Raw genomic sequence first — 18,174 nt, forward strand, 5'->3', positions numbered from 1 at the left:
CTTTTAGGCAAAAAAAAACCAAAAATAGAACAATCTCTTGAAAACTTACTTTCGTGAGCTCCTACTTTTGTTTCTCTTATAAAGCCGAAACGGACAATATTTCGTTTCTGCCTTTCATTCATCAGATAGTTTTTGCAACTTCATATAATACACGTATTTCGTACAAAAGTCAACCTCTCATCGCTTTGCTCACTTGCTTTCGCAACCTTTTCTTAATTCTTTCATCTACTATCAATTTTTTTCATTGATCACTTTTGTATTGACAGACCAAAACCCCTTTGCTAAGATTGAGGAAATTCATTTTGTGGAGGAATTACTATGATAACTAATCGAATAAAACCAACACAACTGAATAACTTTTTCTTTAGCTACTTTAGATAGGTTTGTATTCATCATGATGGATACAAACGTTAAACAACTTGTTTGTATCTATGATGGCTAAAGAACTTTGTATTACGCAAAAAGCCACGTAGACATTACGCTAAGTGGCTAAGCAAAGAAAATACAAAGTATTTCTGGTACCATACTTTTCTATTTATTTTCTCGCTTTTTCGAATCCATTTAGACGTCATGTCTGAATGGATTTTTTTGTTTCTTAAAACTAAGGGGGAAATCAAATGAAAAAGAATGTATTAATTGGACTTGGACTAACAGTATTACTTGCACTAGGTGGTTGTGCTCAAAAAAGCGAAGCAAAAAATGGCGATGAAGAAATGAAAACGGTGGGCGTACTTCAACTTGTACAACATAATTCTCTTGACGATTCTTATAAAGGTTTCAAAGAAGGTTTGTCAGAAGGTGGTTACGTTGAAGGAAAAAATTTAACAATTGATTATCAAAACGCTCAGAACAATCAAGATAACTTAAAAAGTATGAGCGAAAAATTAGTCAAAGAAAAACCTGATTTATTGTTGGGAATCGCAACACCTGCTGCTCAATCATTACTAAATGAAACGACAACTATTCCGATTACTGTTACTGCAGTGACTGATTTGAAAGAAGCCAAACTAGTTGCGTCCAACAAAGAACCCGGAGGAAATGTAACTGGCACTTCTGATATGGTTCCAATCAAAAAACAAATTGATTTATTACTAAGCATTGTTCCGAATGCAAAAAAAATCGGAATCATGTACAACAACGGCGAAGCAAACTCTAAACTTCAAGGTGATCTTGCTCAAAAAGAATTAGAAAAAGCTGGAATTAAAGTAAAAGTTTTAACTGCTAACTCAACCAACGATGTTCAACAAGTAACGAAAAGTTTAGCCAAAGACGTTGATGGCATTTATATTCCAACAGACAATACATTCGCTAGTGCCGCAAGTGTCGTTGGTGAAGTAGCAAAAGAAACAAAGACTCCTGTCGTTGCTGGTTCAGCTGCACAAGTAAAAGAAGGTGGACTTGCAACTGTCGGCATTGATTATGAAAAACTTGGAAAACAAACTGGAATCATGGCTGCAAAAATCCTTGATGGAAAAGCAACACCTGACTCACTTCCTGTTGAATCTGCAAATGATTTAGAACTAATTGTAAATGAAAAAATGGCTGATGATTTAGGAATTGATCCTGCCAGTATTAAAGCAGCTGAGTAGCAAACAATAGGAGGAACAAAATATGTTAAATCTATTTTCAATTTTCTTATCTTCTGCCTCACAAGGTGTTCTTTGGGCATTATTAGCAATTGGTGTTTATATTACGTTTCGTATTTTAGATATTGCTGATCTAACTGCTGAAGGAAGTTTTCCTTTAGGTGCTGGGATAGCGGCAATGAGTATTACAACAGGCATCCATCCTTTACTTGCTTGCCTACTAGGATTTTTAGGCGGTGCGTTGGCTGGATTGGTTTCCGGATTGCTTCATACAAAACTCAAAATTCCTGCATTACTTGCAGGAATCATCACCATGACAGGCTTGTATTCTGTGACTTCACGAGTGATGGGCGCACCTAATATCTCACTGCTTGGACAGCCCACTATTTTTGAATGGGTTGAGTCATTGGGCGTCTCAAAAACAACCGCCGTTTTAATTGTAGGTTTGTGTATCGCTTTACTGATTGTTTTTCTACTAGTGTTTTTCTTAAGAACAGAAACAGGACTTGCAATTCGAGCAACAGGAGACAACTTAGCGATGAGCGAAGCAAATGGCATCAACACGGATAACATGAAAATTATTGGCTATATGATCTCGAACGGTTGCATTGCTTTAGCTGGCTCCTTACTTGCACAAAACAATGGTTTTGCTGACTTAAACTCTGGAATTGGCACAATCGTTATTGGCTTAGCTTCGATCATCATTGCAGAAGTCTTGTTCCGTAACCAGCCACTACTTTCACGTTTCTTGACAATCATTCTTGGTGCAGTAATTTATCGTTTTATTTTAGCACTCGTTTTCGAATTAAATGTCGAACCTAGTGACTCCAAATTGGCTTCTGCTTTAGTTTTAGTTATCTGTTTATCTTTCCCACAAATTCAAGAAAAATTGCGTATTCCTAAATTCAATCGAGGAGGGAACAACAAATGAGTACTGTACTGACAATTAAAGATTTACACCATACTTTTGAAAAAGGAACAACAAACGAAAATCACGTACTAAAGGGAATTAATCTCTCACTTCAACCAGCTGATTTTGTAACAATTATTGGCGGGAATGGTGCTGGAAAATCTACCTTACTTAATAGTATCGCAGGAACTTTTACCGCCGATCAAGGAAAAATTATTTTGCGTGAACAAGACATTACCAAAAAATCGGTAGTAGAACGTTCTAAAAATATCAGCCGTGTATTCCAAGATCCCAAACTAGGGACAGCTGTTCGTTTAACTGTTGAAGAAAATTTAGCTCTTGCAATGAAACGAGGAAAGAAACGTGGCTTCTTTCGTGGCGTAAAACCTCGGGATCGTCAATTTTTTAAAGAGCAACTAGCAAGTTTGAATTTAGGATTAGAAAATCGTTTGACCACAGAAATCGGCTTATTATCTGGCGGGCAACGCCAAGCAATCACATTGTTAATGGCAACGCTACAACGCCCCGAATTGATTTTATTAGATGAACATACCGCTGCACTTGATCCGGCAACTTCTGCCACTGTAATGGAATTGACTCAGAAATTAATTCAGGAACAAAAATTAACAGCTTTTATGGTTACGCATGATATGGAAGATGCTATTCGTTACGGCAATCGTTTAATCATGTTGCATCAAGGGCAAATCGTTGTGGATATTACAAATGAAGAAAAACAACAATTAACTGTTGCTAAATTACTTGATCTTTTCAAAAAAAATAGTGGTACCACACTCAAAGAAGACACCGTTCTTTTAGCTTAAACATTCTTTGTAATCTACAAAAATTCAATCAGCGGAAATTAACTTTTTACTATTGTATACGAAGAAAGTCAGAATTTGATACAATAGCAAAAAAGGAGTTGGATAACCAGATGGCTACAAAAGATACTGTACTTCGCTTATTAAAAAATTCAACGACATTTCTTTCTGGAGAAAAAATCGCCCAAGAACTACAACTTTCTCGTACCAGTGTTTGGAAAGCAATCAAAGAACTAGAAAAAGCTGGCTATCAATTCGAACACGGTCCTATTGGCTACCGCTATTTACCTTCTGATGTACTAGATGCAACGGAAATCAAACAGGAACTTCAGAACGATCAACCACGTTTACACGTGAAGACAATGACTACTTCCCAATCAACAATGCAAGATGCAAAACTAGCTGCCGCGAAGGGAACCGACGATCCAACATTATTTGTTGCAGACATGCAGGAAAACGCACGTGGACGCTTCGGTCGGCCTTTTTTTGCCGAACCAGGACGTGGCATTTACATGAGTTTACTTTTGCATTCTAACCAAGAATTTGATGAGTTACCTCAATACACTTTGGTTGCAGCTAGCGCTTGTGCCAAAGCAATTGAAAAACTTACAGGAGTATCAACTCAAATCAAATGGGTCAATGATATTTATGTCAATGGTAAAAAGATTTGTGGCATTTTATCAGAAGCAATTAGTGATATGGAATCTGGCAGGATCAGTCACGTGATTATTGGGATGGGCATTAATTTTTCATTGCCTCAAAACGAATTTCCCCAAGAAATACAGCAAAAAGCAACTTCAATATTTCCTGATGGACATGCTTTGATTACTCGTAATCAATTAATCATTGAAATTTGGAAAGAATTATTTACTTATTTACGTGAACCAGCAAATAAAGAATACTTGTCCTTCTATCGAAAAAAATCATTTGTGTTAGGTAAACAAGTCTCTTTTATCCAAAAAGGCACCACCTACCATGGGGTTGCTAAATCAATTACTGATACAGGTGAATTAGTCGTTCAAACACCTCAAGAACTTAAAGTATTATCTTCTGGGGAGATTAGTCTTTCATCAATCAATTAAAAAATACGCATACCTTATGACAAAATTTTTATCATAAGATATGCGTATTTTTTATTAAATATTTTGAAAAAGAATGGTTAACAATAATCCTAGAACATAACTGCCGTTAAATAAAATCATATTTTTGATAGAGTAACTAAAACTGATTGGCTGTGGCAAACTCTTTTTGAATGCTTGCAAGTTCCCATGAATTTTCGGAAAAGTTGCTAGTATAATCAAGATCGGCCATTCAAACACACCTGTTAACAGTCCTAATAATATAGCTATATAACTAGCATACATTAAGCTTTGAAAAAGGACTGTGCCCACTGGACGACCAATATAAAACACTAAGGTATAACGATGATTTTCAATATCTCGATCAAGATCTCTTAAATTGTTGGCTAGCATGATATTAGCAATTGTAAAAACTAATGGTAAGGAAGCAAGAACAATAGCTGCAACTGCCCAAAAATTCCCTTCCAAAGCAAAATTACCGGTTTGAAAATCAATCATTAAATCATATACATTTGTACTATGAGTATTGACATATACGACCATTGCAAAAATTCCTAGGCCCATCGTAAATCCACTAAAAATTTCTCCCAGTGGCATACGTGATAACGGAATTGGCCCAAAAGTATAAAACACACCAATAAAGCAACAAATAGCACCCATCACTAACAATAACCAACCCGTTTGAATCGTTAAAATGATGCCGATAATAAAAACAAATGCAATCATTCCTAAAATCATATTTCGAATAATTTTCGGTGAAGTTTTTGTTCGACCGATTACATTTTCTTGATATTTATAAACTTCTGAATGCGCTTTTTGATAATCCATATAATTATTGATTGCCGTTGTTGCCAAATCAAAAACTAACATTCCTATAAAAAATAAAAGTGTACTTAACCAGTGTACTTCATGAAAAAAAGCGATAGAGAATAAAACCCCTATCGCAAAAGGAAATACACTTGCCACTTTTGTTCGAATCTCAACGACTTCTAAAAAAATTTTCAGTGACATCTGCTTACTCCTACTCTAGCTTTGAACGATCACCCATTGCGTAATCTGAGTCTTCTGCTAACTTAAATTCATCTTTGATTGGATCAGTCACATAGACTTTTCCTTCTTTGGTAACAAAAATAGCATTTGTTCCATTGTCTAGTTCTTCAACATAAGATAACCCTTTTTTCACACCCATTGAGAAAACAGCTGTTGAAAGACCATCCCCATCAATCGATTTGTTTGTGATGATTGTCACACTGGCAATGTCATTATCAAAAGGATAACCTGTTTTAGGATCAAATAAATGATGGTATTTCACGCCATCTACTTCCAAATACCGTTCATATATGCCTGAAGTTACCAATGTTTTATTTTTTTCTTTGATTGTTCCTAAAACAGAACCGCGAGCAAGATTAGGATCCTGAATGCCTACATTCCAATCTTGATTTTTTCCACGAGGACTGTGTCCCAAAACATACACATTTCCACCTAAATCAACAATTGCTGTTGTTACACCATTATCTTTAAGTACTTTGATAACTTCATCAGTAATGTACCCTTTAGCAATTGCACCTAAGTCAATGATCATTCCTTTTTCTTTTAAGTAAACAGTTTTCTCTTCATCGTTTAGTTCAATTTTATGATAGTCAACTAATTTTAAAGCTTGATCAATTTCTTCTTGCGATGGCTTTCTTGCATCATCAAAACCAATGCGCCACAGCTGTGTTACTGAACCAATTGCCATGTCAAAACCGCCGCGAGAATCTTCACTATATTCATACGCTTTTTTTACAAGTGAATAAACATCATCAGAAACTTTAACAGGTTTAATACCTGCTTGTGCATTGACCTCATCAATCTCAGAGCCTGATTGATTAATTGTAATTTTATCGCCCAATTCTTTCACACGATCAAAGGCTGGTGTTAATACAGACTCTTTTCCTTCATCATATACTCGTATTCGCACATAAGTTCCTAACAAAAATTTTTCTTGTGCATATGGTTCACTTAGAATTCCTTTGGCTGGTTTATCACTTTCTACTGTCTTTTCAGATGATGAACCACAACCAACTAGTGCAACTAAAGTACATACGGCTAGTAAGGAAAGTAGTAATTTTTTTCGCATAATTTTCCCCTTTTTACTTATTCTTAAGTTATCATACCTTCTTTTTTTCTAAATGAAAAGGTCGATATCAAAAAGAAAGAGGCTGATCTCAATTAAGTGATCAGCCCGTCATCATTTCTTGTTTAATTATTTAGTTACGATGTTGTCAACTTCAATTGTCTTTGTGTCGCCTTTTTCAGCAGCATTGATCAATTGTTGACCATACATAATAAATGAATGTGAGCTATGTGTAGCACCTGTTACTACTTCTACATCAGCTGGTGAACCGTCTTCTTCACTCATCACTTTAACTAATTCTTCGTTTAGTTCTGGGATGTATGTTTCTGGAGCAGTTCCGCTTTTTTCTTTCATTGATTTGTTGTATTCTTCATCATCTTGTTTTGATTTTCCATCTGCATTGATGTAATCAAAGTTTGATTTTGTAACTTTACCGTCAGCTACAGTTAATTCAAATGTTGTACGGTAACCATTTTTTTCATTTTTTTCTTCTAATTTATAAGTACCGTCTTTCAAGTCAGCACCATTATCAATTTCAATTGTTTCTGTGTTTCCAGCTTGAGCAGCTTGAACTAATTGTTGAGCGTAGTTTTGGAAGCTTTCTGATGAGTGAGTTGCTCCTGTTACTACTTCTACATCACCTGGGTTTTGTGCTTCAACAAATTTTTCATTTAATTCAGGAATAAATGCTTCTGGATTTGTGCCAGATTTTGCTTTCATATTTTTATTGTAATCAGCATCTTCTTGTTTTGATTTTCCATCTTCATTTACATTATCATAGTTTGATTCAGTGATCTTTCCATCTTTAACAACCATTGTGAACACTGTACGATAACCATTTGAATAATTTTTTTCTTCCAATTTATATGTGCCATCTTGTAATTCTCCACCTGCAATTACTGTTGCAGTTGATTCTGTTGTTGAACTTTGTGAAGATTGTGCAACTGAAGACTCTGAAGTTGAACTGTCTGAACTACTGTTGTTATCTGCTCCACAAGCTCCTAATACCAAGGCTGAAAAAGCTAAAACAGCAAATCCAGTTACAAAACGATTCTTTTTCATTATTAACCCACCAATCCCTTTTTATAATTCTTATAAATAATTTGTGATTCATTATACATTCTAATGAATCATACCAATAAGTCAACCGTTTTCTAAAAAAAAATAACACGAACGTATAAATCGTTTTCTTTCAGTAATTTTCGTGAAAAAAACGCTTAATAATCTTTTGATTAAAAAATGAAAAAGGAGTTAGACAAATTTACATAACGTATATATAATGTAAAAGGATTGTGTAATAATTATCAAACTGAAATGTTTACTAAGGAGCGGATTATCAATGACAAAGCAAAATATTGTCGTTGTAGGTGCAGGGTATGCCGGTGTGTCAGCAACAAAATTACTGGCAAAAAAACTTAAAAAAGAAGACGTAACGATCACTTTGATTGATCGCCATTCTTATCACACTATGATGACAGAACTACATGAAGTTGCCGGAGGGCGTGTTGAGCCAGAAGCCATTCAATATGACTTACAGCATTTATTCTCTCGCCAAAAAAATGTGCAATTAGTCACCGATACAGTAATTGGTATCGACAAAGAAAAGAAAATTGTTAAAACAAAACTAGGTACTTATCCATTTGATCAATTGATTTTAGGTATGGGTGGCGAGCCAAATGATTTCGGAACTCCTGGAGTGAAGGAACATGGATTCACGCTTTGGTCATTTGAAGACTCAGTAAAAATTCGTGAACACATTGAAACAACGGTTGCTAAAGCTGCAATTGAACCAGATGATGCTTTACGAAAAGCAATGCTAACATTTGTTGTCTGTGGTTCTGGATTCACTGGAATTGAAATGATTGGTGAATTAATCGATTGGAAAGCGCGTTTAGCGAAAGACTATAAATTAGATCCAAACGAAATCACTTTAATGGTGGTTGAAGCAATGCCAACGATTTTAAATATGCTTGATCGTAATGACGCCGCTAAAGCAGAGCGTTACTTACAAAAACATCAAGTTGAGTTGTTACTAAACTCTCCAATCGTTGAAGTTGATGCCAATCATATTAAATTAAAAGACGGACGTCAAATTCCAACACATACATTGATCTGGACAGCTGGTGTCAAAGGTACAACTGATGCTGCTGACTTTGGTCTTGAAACAGCTCGTGGCCAACGTCTTGTTGCTAACGAATACATGCAAGCTAAAGGATACGAAGATAAAAATATTTATATTATTGGTGACTTGGTATTCTATGAAGAATTTCCAAATACACCAACTCCTCAAATTGTTCAAGCAGCTGAACAAACAGGTCATACTGCTGCTGCTAACATCGTCGCTTCTATCAAAGGTGGCGAGAAACATAAATTCAAAGGAAACTATCAAGGATTTATGGTTTCGATCGGTGCTAAATGGGGCGTCGCAAACTTATTTGATAAAATTCATTTAAGCGGATTTTTAGCTATTATCATGAAACATATCGTCAACTTGAAATATTTCTTTGATATTCGTTCTGGTTACTATATGTTCCAATACTTGATGCATGAATTCTTCCATATCAAAGATGATCGTAATGTTGCCCGTGGACATTCTTCACGCTACGGAAATGTTTTATGGAGTGTTCCACTTCGCGTTTTCTACGGTTTGGTATGGTTTATCGAAGCTGGCAAGAAAATTGTCGGTGACGGTGAAGTACTAAAACCTAGCACTTGGTTTGGTGAAGGTTCATGGTTCCAAGGAAATAGTGTATTCCCTTGGACATGGGAATACAATGTTACTGATGTAGCAAGTGGTGCATCAGCAGCCGGTGATGCAACAACAGCTGCAAGTGGCGCTGGTGAAGCAACTGCAGAAACAGCGACGCAAGCTGCGCATTTTGGTTTAAGTTACGCTTATGGTGAACAGCCAATGGCTGTTATCGAAAAATCACCAAATTGGTTTACAAAAATCATGCAATTTATTATGCCAAATAATGATGTTGCAATGTTCTTCCAAAAATTTATGGTCTTCTTCGAAATTGCTTTAGCATTAGCATTGATTGCAGGATTGTTTACATGGTTATGTAGTGCAACAACAATCGTTCTTGTCATTACTTTCTGTCTATCAGGTATGTTCTATTGGGTAAACATTTGGTTTATCTTTGTAGCATTCGCACTTATGAATGGTTCTGGTCGTGCAATTGGTTTAGATCGTTGGGTCATCCCATGGTTGCAAAGTACACTAGGTAGTTGGTGGTATGGCAGACCAAAAGCTCGCTACGGCGAAAAATAAAATGATTTTAGAAGAAAGTTCTAGGGAAGCCTAGGACTTTCTTTTGTTCCTATGCTAAAATTGGAGCAGTTATTCTGGAACAAGGAGGTCAATTACAGAATGAAAGATTTTATCAAGAAAAGTTTACTCAAACCATGGGATATCTTCATCATTATGCTTTTGATTGTCCTTTCTTTTTTGCCAATTATTATTTTTGGTAGTCAACAAAGCCAGTCCGTTGCAGAAAAAGAAGCTGTTTTACGCGTAGATGGAACAGAAATCAAAACATTTCCTTTAATCAGTGGAAATAAAAGCTACACTTACACATATACAGATGCAGATGGTGACTACAATATTATTGAAATCGCCGGTGATAAAATACGAATGAAAGAAGCAGATTGTGGGGATCAAATTTGCGTTCGTCGCGGATGGGTAACGAAAAACGGCGAAACAATTGTTTGCTTACCTCATAAATTAGTGATCGAAGTTCGATCAACAGACGGGAGTGAGGAAGACAGCTTGATTTACTAGCTGAAAAAATTATGAGCAAACTACAAAAATTGATTTATATCTCCTTACTCGTAGCCCAAGGAGTCATTATTGGCTTGTTAGAAAATATGATTCCTTACCCGTTTGCTTTTGCTCCTGGTGCAAAATTAGGATTAGCAAATTTGATTACCATCGTAGCTATTTTTACAATGAAAAAAAGAGATAGTTTCCTCTTGATTTGGTTGCGATTATTTCTAACAACTTTACTTGGTGGAACAATTTCAACTTTTCTTTATAGTATGAGTGGTGCTTTATTAAGTTACTTTGGCATGCTTTTGATAAAACAATTAGGACCAAAACGTGTCAGCATTATTGGAATCAGTGCTACAGGTGGTTTTATGCATAATGTAGGCCAATTAGTCACTGCGTCCTTTATTGCTCAATCTTGGACAGTTATGCTGTACCTACCTGTCCTTTCAATTTTTGGCATTTTATCTGGAATCGCAATTGGTATTGCCGCAAATTATTTATTACAGCATGTCCAAACACTTCAACGATTCCAACTGGATTATGAACGGGAAACCAAACAAAAATGGAGTCCAGTGTTTTTAAAAAAATAATCGTTATACGAGGAGTTTTTTATGAATCTACATCCAATGTGGAAAAATTACCCAACTTTAGCTTTAGAACTAGAAGCTACATTAACCAAAATGGAAAAAATCATCAATCTTAAAAATAAACCTGTCGAACAAGCAATTCGCGAAACAATTCATGCTGGTGGAAAATTATTACGACCAGCTTATCAATTACTTTTTTCACAATTTGGATCAGAACGTGATCGTGACAAAGCAATCTCACTTGCTGCGTCAATTGAAATGTTACACACAGCGACACTCATTCACGATGATATCGTTGATGAATCAGATTTACGCCGGGGAAAGCCCACTTTACGTAATCAATTTGGGAACACCGTTGCCGTATATGCAGGCGATTATTTATTTGTTTGTTGTTTCAAGTTATTATCAGACTACTCAACATCACTTAAAAGTTTACAACTTAACTCAAGAAGTATGGAAAAAGTCCTTGATGGTGAACTTGGCCAAATGGATGATCGTTATCAATACAATTTATCTGTAAAAGAGTATTTAGAAAATATCTCGGGAAAAACAGCTGAACTCTTTAAATTAAGTTGTTTTATTGGTGCCTATGAAAGTGGTACATCTGAATATTTTGCTAAAAAAGCAGGTGAAATTGGCAAAAATATCGGCATTGCCTTTCAAATCATTGATGATATCTTAGATTACACACAGGACAGTGAGGAAATTGGTAAACCCGTTTTGGAAGACATGCGTCAAGGTGTCTACTCGCTACCATTGATTTATTCTTTGCAAAAGGAACAGGCTGCTTTACTCCCTTATTTAGAAAAAAGAACGAATATGACCCTTGAAGATGTCAATAAAGTTCGACAACTAGTTCATGAATTTGGTGGTGTCAAACAAGCGCAACAACTAGCTACTAAATATACAGAGGCTGCTTTGAAAGACATTCAAAAATTACCTCAAACAACCGAGCAAACCAAAGAAAATTTATTAACTTTAACACAAACCATCTTGACTAGAACAAATTAAAAACGTTCAAGCAAAAAATCAATAAAGATTTTTTTGCTTGAACGTTTTTAATTTTGTAAATTTTCTAACGCATAGTCACAAATTCTTCTGCACCAGTAGGATGAATAGCTACTGTGTTATCAAAATCCGCTTTTGTTGCGCCCATTTTGATAGCAACAGCAAAACCTTGTAACATTTCATCTACACCTACACCAATCGCATGTAACCCAACAATTTTCTCTTCTTTTCCAGCACAAATCAGTTTCATTTCACATTTTTGACGATAGTCACTTAAGGCAAAGTACATTGGCGTAAAACGTGAGCGATAAACTTTGATTTCTTTTTCGCCATATTTTTCTAGCGCCTGTTCTTCTGTCAAGCCAATCGTAGCAATCGGTGGATGTGTAAAGATAACTGTTGGAACCAAGTTATAATCTAAATACTCATCTTTCTTGCCATTAAACAAACGCTCTGACAAGCGACGACCTGCAGCAATCGCTACTGGTGTTAGATCGATTTTTCCAATGACATCCCCTACAGCAAAAATATGTTCATCTGTTGTATTTTGATATTTGTCGACTTGAACAAAACCTTTTTTTGTAAGTGTCACATTTGTATTTTCTAGTCCAAGATTTTTAGTATTAGGTACGCGACCACCAGCAAATAGTACACAATCACCCGTTAATGTATTACCATTATCAAAAATAACAGTATAGTCTTCATTATTTTTGATAATCTCAACAGCTGTATGGTTAGCAAAAGTTTTCATTCCTGCTGCTTGGTATATTTCAATCAAGTTATCTGATAGCATCTTATCAAATGTTCGTAGAGGCCTTTCTTTACGATAGGCCCACATTACTTCGCTGCCAAAACCTTGTAATACGCCAGAAAGCTCTGCAGCAATATATCCTGCACCAAGCACAATTGTTCGCGCTGGTAACTCAGTCAATTCAAAGAATCCGTTAGAATCGATCGTGTATTCACCACCAGGGATTGTCATTTGACTCGCACGACCGCCTGTCGCAATTAAAATTCTAGGTGCTTGATATCGTTGACCATTTACTTCAACTGTTTGACTATCAATAAATGTTGCATATCCTTTAACTGCATCTACTTGATTACTATCTAATCCTCGTTGATAAGCTCCATGTAAAAAGTCGATATATTTTTGACGTTTTTCTACTAATTCGGAAAAGTCGACCTTCATTACATCTGCTTGAATCCCATAGCTTGATGCATCTCGTTCAATTGTTTCTAAAATCGTGCTTGCTTGCCACATCACTTTTTTAGGTACACAACCAACATTTACGCAAGTCCCACCAAGTTCATTACTTTCAATCAATAAAACTTTCGCGCCATACATACCCGCACGGTTTGCAGAAGCAATCCCTCCGGATCCTCCACCAACCACGATATAATCATAGGTTTTCATTTCGTTCCTCCTAGAAAAGACGAGTTTCCCCGGTCATTATTCTTTCTTTTTACGAATCATATCACCTGGTTTAACTGGTTGCTCAACCGGCATTGTTAAAATCATCATTGGATTTGGTGCACGGTCAATTGATTCGCCGTCCTCATTATACATAACTTCTACCGTTTGATAGAAATGATTGAACCCAGGACCATAAAACTCGATTTCATCATCAATAGAAAATAAGTTTCTTTGACGAATTGTTGCCATCTTCGTTTCATCGTCATAAGCTAAAACTTCTCCAACGAATTTATAAACAGGGATTTTACGTCGTGCACCAAATAATTGTTCATTCTCACTTGGTGTATCATAATAAAAACCAGTTGCTAATTCTCTTTGTGCAACTTTCCACAATTCATCAATCCACTCTTGCTTGCATACATAATTTTCTGGATCAGCCATATAGCTATCTACTGCTGCCTTGTAAACATTTGAAACCGTAGAAACGTAATGAATTGATTTCATTCTACCTTCGATTTTAAAGCTATCTACCCCGTTTTCGATTAGTTCAGGGATATGCTCAATCATAGACATATCTACAGCACTCATTGAAAACTCTTCTTCAATTTCTCCGGAATCTGTCAAACTATTACGCTCTTGCCCAAACGGCATATCAAACAACCCATATTTCCAACGACATGATTGTGAACATCCACCACGGTTGGCGTCACGCATCGACATGTGATTAGAGAGCGTACAACGACCAGAATACGAAATACACATGGCGCCATGGATGAATGCTTCTATTTCAATGTCCGTGTTTTCACGAATAACTGCAACTTCTTCCATTGATACTTCACGAGCCAAGACAACGCGTTCTAACCCTTCTTCTTTCCAGAATTCCAAAGTTTCAAAATTGGTGGCAGAAGCTTGTGTTGATAAATGTATTGGTAAACCGGGTGCTTCTGTCGCACAAATTTCAATTAATGCTGGATCAGAAACAATCACAGCAGAAATACCCACATCACGTAAACTGCGGAAAAATTCTCCTGCTCCTTCTTCATTTCCTTCATGTGTCACCATATTTGCAGCTACATAAACTTTTGCTTGATGTTCTTTTGCAAAAGCAACACCTTCAGCCATTTCTTCATAAGTGAAGTTACCCGCACGACTCCTTAATCCATAAGCATTTCCACCGATATATACAGCATCAGCACCATAATGAATAGCAGTTTTTAATTTTTCTAATGTTCCAGCCGGAGCTAGGACTTCCGGACGTTTTAATTTCTTTTTGGTTGTCATTTTTCTTTCGTCATACTCCTTATTTGATTGAAGTAGGATCAATATAAAAGAATCCTGTATCCAATTCTCGATTTTCTGGATGCAATTTACGAACCTTCTCTGTTAATTCGATTGCTATTTCTTCGTTCCAACTTCCTGCTAAAATATAATTTTTTGCTTCGACAAATAACTCAGCAATTTCAACGAAAGCATCTCCTGAAGTAAATAAACCATCTAATTTCCAAGTTCGATAATGATAAGTATTTAATTGTTCCAACTCATTCATTAAATTCAAATCATTACTTGCAAAGATATGTGTACCGTGACTATCCTCATAAATCGAATAGTGAGTTTCTTCTTTTTTAGGTTCAGAAATGAAAAGACCTCTTTCACGTCCAACTTCCTCTGTTTGTTGTGTGTAATTATAATAATTTTGTAATAATGGTCGTTTGGATTGATGGATACAAGTTGCTCCGTATACTAAAATTTCTGTTGGAACTACTAGTGATTCTGCCATCGATTTCATTTCATCAAAAGGAACTTCCCTCGATAAAACTGCACCAACTGCTCCTTTTTTACTCCAAAAATTGATTTGGCGTGAGCTCGTTACAAGTGTTTCGCCATCATAGACAAATGGCAAACGTAACTCTGGATTTTTCTTCATCGTATAAATAATTCCAGTGTCGCCTACTGTAATGACATCTGTTCCAATTTCTTTTAAAAATTGAAGATATTCTGGCACTTTCTTCATTTTTTCAGGATGAATAATGCCGTTGACAGCGATATTCGCTTTTTTTCCATATTTATGTGCTAATTCAACTAATTCGCGCTGTTCATTTCTAGTAAATGAAGCGGGCAAACGTAAACCGAATTGTTCTTCTCCAAAATATAAAGTGTCAACTCCAGCGTTTAATAATTCTTCTGCTTGATTAAATGATTCAACAGTAGTTATGATTTCGATCATAGTTACCTCCTTCTACAACCTCATAATAGTAGCATAGGTCTAAAAACTTTCCAATAGTCCTTATATTTAAAGTTGGATTTTCGAAAATATATTTTGGTCTTTAGTTAAACAGTAAAAAATGGCACAAAAATCAAAATTGATTTTTGTGCCATTTATCAAAGTTAAATTCAGACAGAAACGATTTCCTTTTTAATTTTTGGTTCTCTAACATTCAAAGTGATTTTTCCTTTTGAACCACCAATAGTTACTCGATCACCTAGATGAATTTCTCCACTAAGCAAAGCTTCACTTAATCGATCTTCAACTTCTTTTTGAAGTGCACGACGGATTGGACGAGCACCATACTCTGGATCAAAACCAGCTTTACCAATGATATCAATCGCTGCTTGGGTAATTTTCACTTCAATGTCTTGGTCTGCTAAACGTTTTACAATCGCTTTGCTCATAATTTGAACAATTTCACGAATTTCTTCTTTGTTCAGAGAGTGGAAGACTACTGTTTCATCAATTCTGTTCAAGAATTCGGGGCGAAAAGCTTTCTTTAATTCTTCTAAGATTCTTTTTTGCATTGCTTTATGATCTTTCGTTACATCTTGGACATTAAATCCGACATTTTTTTCTTCTCTAATTTGTGTCGCACCAATGTTCGATGTCATAATTAGAATTGTATTTCTAAAATCAACTTTTCTTCCCTTAGAATCTGTCAAATGACCATCATCAAGTACTTGCAATAGTAAATTAAAAACATCTGGATGTGCTTTTTCAACTTCATCTAACAAGATAACTGAATAGGGTTTTTGACGAATTTTTTCTGTTAATTGTCCACCTTCATCATAACCAACATATCCTGGAGGCGAGCCAATCAAACGACTAGTACTATATTTTTCCATAAATTCAGACATATCTACACGAATTAATGATTCTTCGCTACCAAACATCACTTCAGATAATGCTTTTGCAAGTTCTGTTTTCCCGACACCTGTTGGCCCAAGAAACATGAATGAACCAATCGGTCGTTGTGGATCTTTCAAACCACTTCGTGCACGACGGATTGCTCTAGAAACTGCTTTAACCGCTTCATCTTGTCCTACTACTCGTTCATGTAATAATGCTTCTAATTCTAATAAACGTTCGCTTTCTTTTTTCTCCAGTTGCTGTAATGGAACGCCTGTCCATTCAGAAACTACTGTTGCGACATCTTCATCAGTCACTCGATTGGCATAACCATTCGTATTTTTTTCTTCAATCAATAAAAGTTTTTCAAGTTTTTGTGTAGCTTTCTTTTCTTTATTACGCAAAAGGGCCGCGGTTTCAAAATCTTGTTTCTGAATGGCTCTTTCTTTCTCAATAACCAAACGCTCAATCTCAGCTTTAACTACTGTAGTCTCGCTTACATCACTTGTTTGATCTAACCGAACTTTTGCTGCAGATTCATCAATCAAATCAATTGCCTTATCTGGAAGTTGCCTTGAATTGATGTAGCGAACAGAAAGAGTAACGGCGGCACGCAAAGCTTCGTCTGTAATTGCTACACCATGATGCTCTTCATAACGTGAACGTAGACCTCGCAAAATTTCTTCTGCTTCTTCAGTTGAAGGTTCATCGACTTGAATACGCGCAAAACGTCTTTCTAAAGCAGAATCTTTTTCAATATATTTTTGGTATTCATTTAAAGTTGTCGCACCAATTGTTTGAAGCTCACCACGCGCTAACGCTGGTTTTAAAATATTTGATGCATCAATTGCGCCTTCCGCACCACCTGCACCTATCAGTGTATGCAACTCATCAATGAACAAAATAACTTGACCATCATTGTAAATTTCATCAATTACTTTCTTCATACGATCTTCAAATTCACCACGATATTTTGTTCCTGCTACTAAAGAACCCATATCTAACATCATCAAACGTTTTGAACGCATTTCTTCAGGTACTTCACCTAGAATAATTTTCTGAGCCAATCCTTCGGCGATAGCTGTTTTACCTACACCTGGTTCCCCAACAAGGACTGGATTATTTTTTGTTCGTCGACTTAATACTTGGATTACTCTTTTTACTTCTTTTGAACGACCTACAACAGGATCTAATTTATTTTCTTTAGCTAGTTTGGTTAAATCGCGAGCTAACGAGTCTAAAGTTGGTGTTCCTTTAACAGTTTGGCGCTTGTCTTGTGGATTTCTGCGACGACTAGCATTATTTTTAAGACCTTCATTCATGCCCATTTTTCGTTTAAGTATTTGACGAACAGTAGCAACATCTACTCCTAAGTTAATAAGAATACGTGTAGCCATAATACTCTCATCTTTCAACAAACTAGATAAAATTTGTTCTGTACCTATTTTTTGAATATTCATTTTTTTTGCTTCGCTATTTGCTAGTGCAAAAACTTGTTTCATTCGTGGTGAGTATGGAAGATAAATTCCTTCTACATACTTATTTACGCCACCATAACCAATTAAATGTTCAATTTCTTCATAAATATCTGTTTCATTTACGCCTAACTCACGTAAAACTTTCCCAGCAATTCCATTAGGTTCTAAAACTAAAGCTAATAAAATATGCTCAGAACTAACAGATTGGTGTTTTAATCTTTTTGCTTCATCTTGTGCGATTTCCAAGACTACTTGGGCCCGTTCATTAAAAAGTTCTTCCATCAATCT

General features: G+C 35.9%; 15 protein-coding genes. 8 read left to right on the forward strand and 7 right to left on the reverse strand.

From position 1 onward, the window contains the following. The first annotated feature begins 617 nt into the window (after positions 1-617). The 4 genes from AC4BC3_RS12390 to AC4BC3_RS12405 all read left to right on the forward strand — a co-directional run bounded on the left by AC4BC3_RS12390 (position 618) and on the right by AC4BC3_RS12405 (position 4,396). Complete coding sequence (locus AC4BC3_RS12390) at positions 618-1,589, forward strand: ABC transporter substrate-binding protein (protein ID WP_206908571.1); 972 nt, start codon at positions 618-620, stop codon at positions 1,587-1,589. Between the two features lie 22 nt (positions 1,590-1,611). After that, positions 1,612-2,517 (forward strand): ABC transporter permease, encoded by a 906-nt coding sequence (locus AC4BC3_RS12395; protein ID WP_490466643.1) that lies wholly within the window; start codon positions 1,612-1,614, stop codon positions 2,515-2,517. Further along, positions 2,514-3,317 (forward strand): ABC transporter ATP-binding protein, encoded by an 804-nt coding sequence (locus AC4BC3_RS12400; protein WP_490466644.1) that lies wholly within the window; start codon positions 2,514-2,516, stop codon positions 3,315-3,317. Before AC4BC3_RS12395 ends, AC4BC3_RS12400 begins: the two co-directional genes overlap by 4 nt. 110 nt (positions 3,318-3,427) lie before the next feature. Further along, positions 3,428-4,396 (forward strand): biotin--[acetyl-CoA-carboxylase] ligase, encoded by a 969-nt coding sequence (locus tag AC4BC3_RS12405; RefSeq protein ID WP_490466645.1) that lies wholly within the window; start codon positions 3,428-3,430, stop codon positions 4,394-4,396. A 54-nt stretch (positions 4,397-4,450) separates the two neighbouring features. Here AC4BC3_RS12405 and menA read toward each other — a convergent pair whose 3' ends face one another. From menA to pplA, 3 genes are all read right to left on the reverse strand, one after another. Continuing rightward, positions 4,451-5,404 carry a 1,4-dihydroxy-2-naphthoate polyprenyltransferase gene (gene menA, locus AC4BC3_RS12410; protein WP_490466646.1) on the reverse strand — a complete coding sequence of 318 codons (954 nt, stop codon included), beginning with the start codon at positions 5,402-5,404 and terminating at the stop codon, positions 4,451-4,453. 10 nt (positions 5,405-5,414) lie between these two features. After that, positions 5,415-6,512 carry an FAD:protein FMN transferase gene (locus AC4BC3_RS12415; RefSeq protein ID WP_206908594.1) on the reverse strand — a complete coding sequence of 366 codons (1,098 nt, stop codon included), beginning with the start codon at positions 6,510-6,512 and terminating at the stop codon, positions 5,415-5,417. Between the two features lie 126 nt (positions 6,513-6,638). After that, complete coding sequence (gene pplA, locus AC4BC3_RS12420; RefSeq protein ID WP_206908602.1) at positions 6,639-7,571, reverse strand: extracellular electron transfer flavoprotein PplA; 933 nt, start codon at positions 7,569-7,571, stop codon at positions 6,639-6,641. Between the two features lie 277 nt (positions 7,572-7,848). Here pplA and AC4BC3_RS12425 point away from each other — a divergent pair, with 277 nt between their 5' ends. From AC4BC3_RS12425 to AC4BC3_RS12440, 4 genes are all read left to right on the forward strand, one after another. Further along, positions 7,849-9,783: an NAD(P)/FAD-dependent oxidoreductase gene (locus AC4BC3_RS12425; protein ID WP_490466647.1), complete on the forward strand. Its 1,935-nt coding sequence runs from the start codon at positions 7,849-7,851 to the stop codon at positions 9,781-9,783. Positions 9,784-9,882: 99 nt separating this feature from the next. After that, positions 9,883-10,293 carry a NusG domain II-containing protein gene (locus AC4BC3_RS12430; RefSeq protein WP_206898144.1) on the forward strand — a complete coding sequence of 137 codons (411 nt, stop codon included), beginning with the start codon at positions 9,883-9,885 and terminating at the stop codon, positions 10,291-10,293. A gap of 11 nt (positions 10,294-10,304) precedes the next feature. Further along, positions 10,305-10,871, forward strand: a complete 567-nt coding sequence (locus tag AC4BC3_RS12435) for a Gx transporter family protein (protein ID WP_071869254.1) — start codon at positions 10,305-10,307, stop codon at positions 10,869-10,871. Between the two features lie 21 nt (positions 10,872-10,892). Continuing rightward, complete coding sequence (locus tag AC4BC3_RS12440) at positions 10,893-11,879, forward strand: polyprenyl synthetase family protein (RefSeq protein WP_490466648.1); 987 nt, start codon at positions 10,893-10,895, stop codon at positions 11,877-11,879. A gap of 64 nt (positions 11,880-11,943) precedes the next feature. On the opposite strand, the gene gor is transcribed toward AC4BC3_RS12440, so the two are convergent. The 4 genes from gor to AC4BC3_RS12460 all read right to left on the reverse strand — a co-directional run bounded on the left by gor (position 11,944) and on the right by AC4BC3_RS12460 (position 18,168). Then, on the reverse strand, positions 11,944-13,290 hold the full coding sequence (gor, locus tag AC4BC3_RS12445; RefSeq protein ID WP_490466649.1) for a glutathione-disulfide reductase: 1,347 nt from the start codon (positions 13,288-13,290) through the stop codon (positions 11,944-11,946). A gap of 36 nt (positions 13,291-13,326) precedes the next feature. Then, entirely contained in the window at positions 13,327-14,571 is a 1,245-nt protein-coding gene (locus AC4BC3_RS12450; protein ID WP_490466650.1) for a peptidase U32 family protein, read from the reverse strand. Positions 14,572-14,590: 19 nt separating this feature from the next. Next, positions 14,591-15,514, reverse strand: coding sequence for a peptidase U32 family protein (locus AC4BC3_RS12455; protein WP_206911219.1), 924 nt, complete (start codon positions 15,512-15,514; stop codon positions 14,591-14,593). 167 nt (positions 15,515-15,681) lie between these two features. Continuing rightward, positions 15,682-18,168, reverse strand: coding sequence for an ATP-dependent Clp protease ATP-binding subunit (locus AC4BC3_RS12460; RefSeq protein WP_490466651.1), 2,487 nt, complete (start codon positions 18,166-18,168; stop codon positions 15,682-15,684). Positions 18,169-18,174: the final 6 nt, after the last annotated feature.

This window comes from Enterococcus sp. AAFC-DPL-6103 (assembly GCF_058216595.1).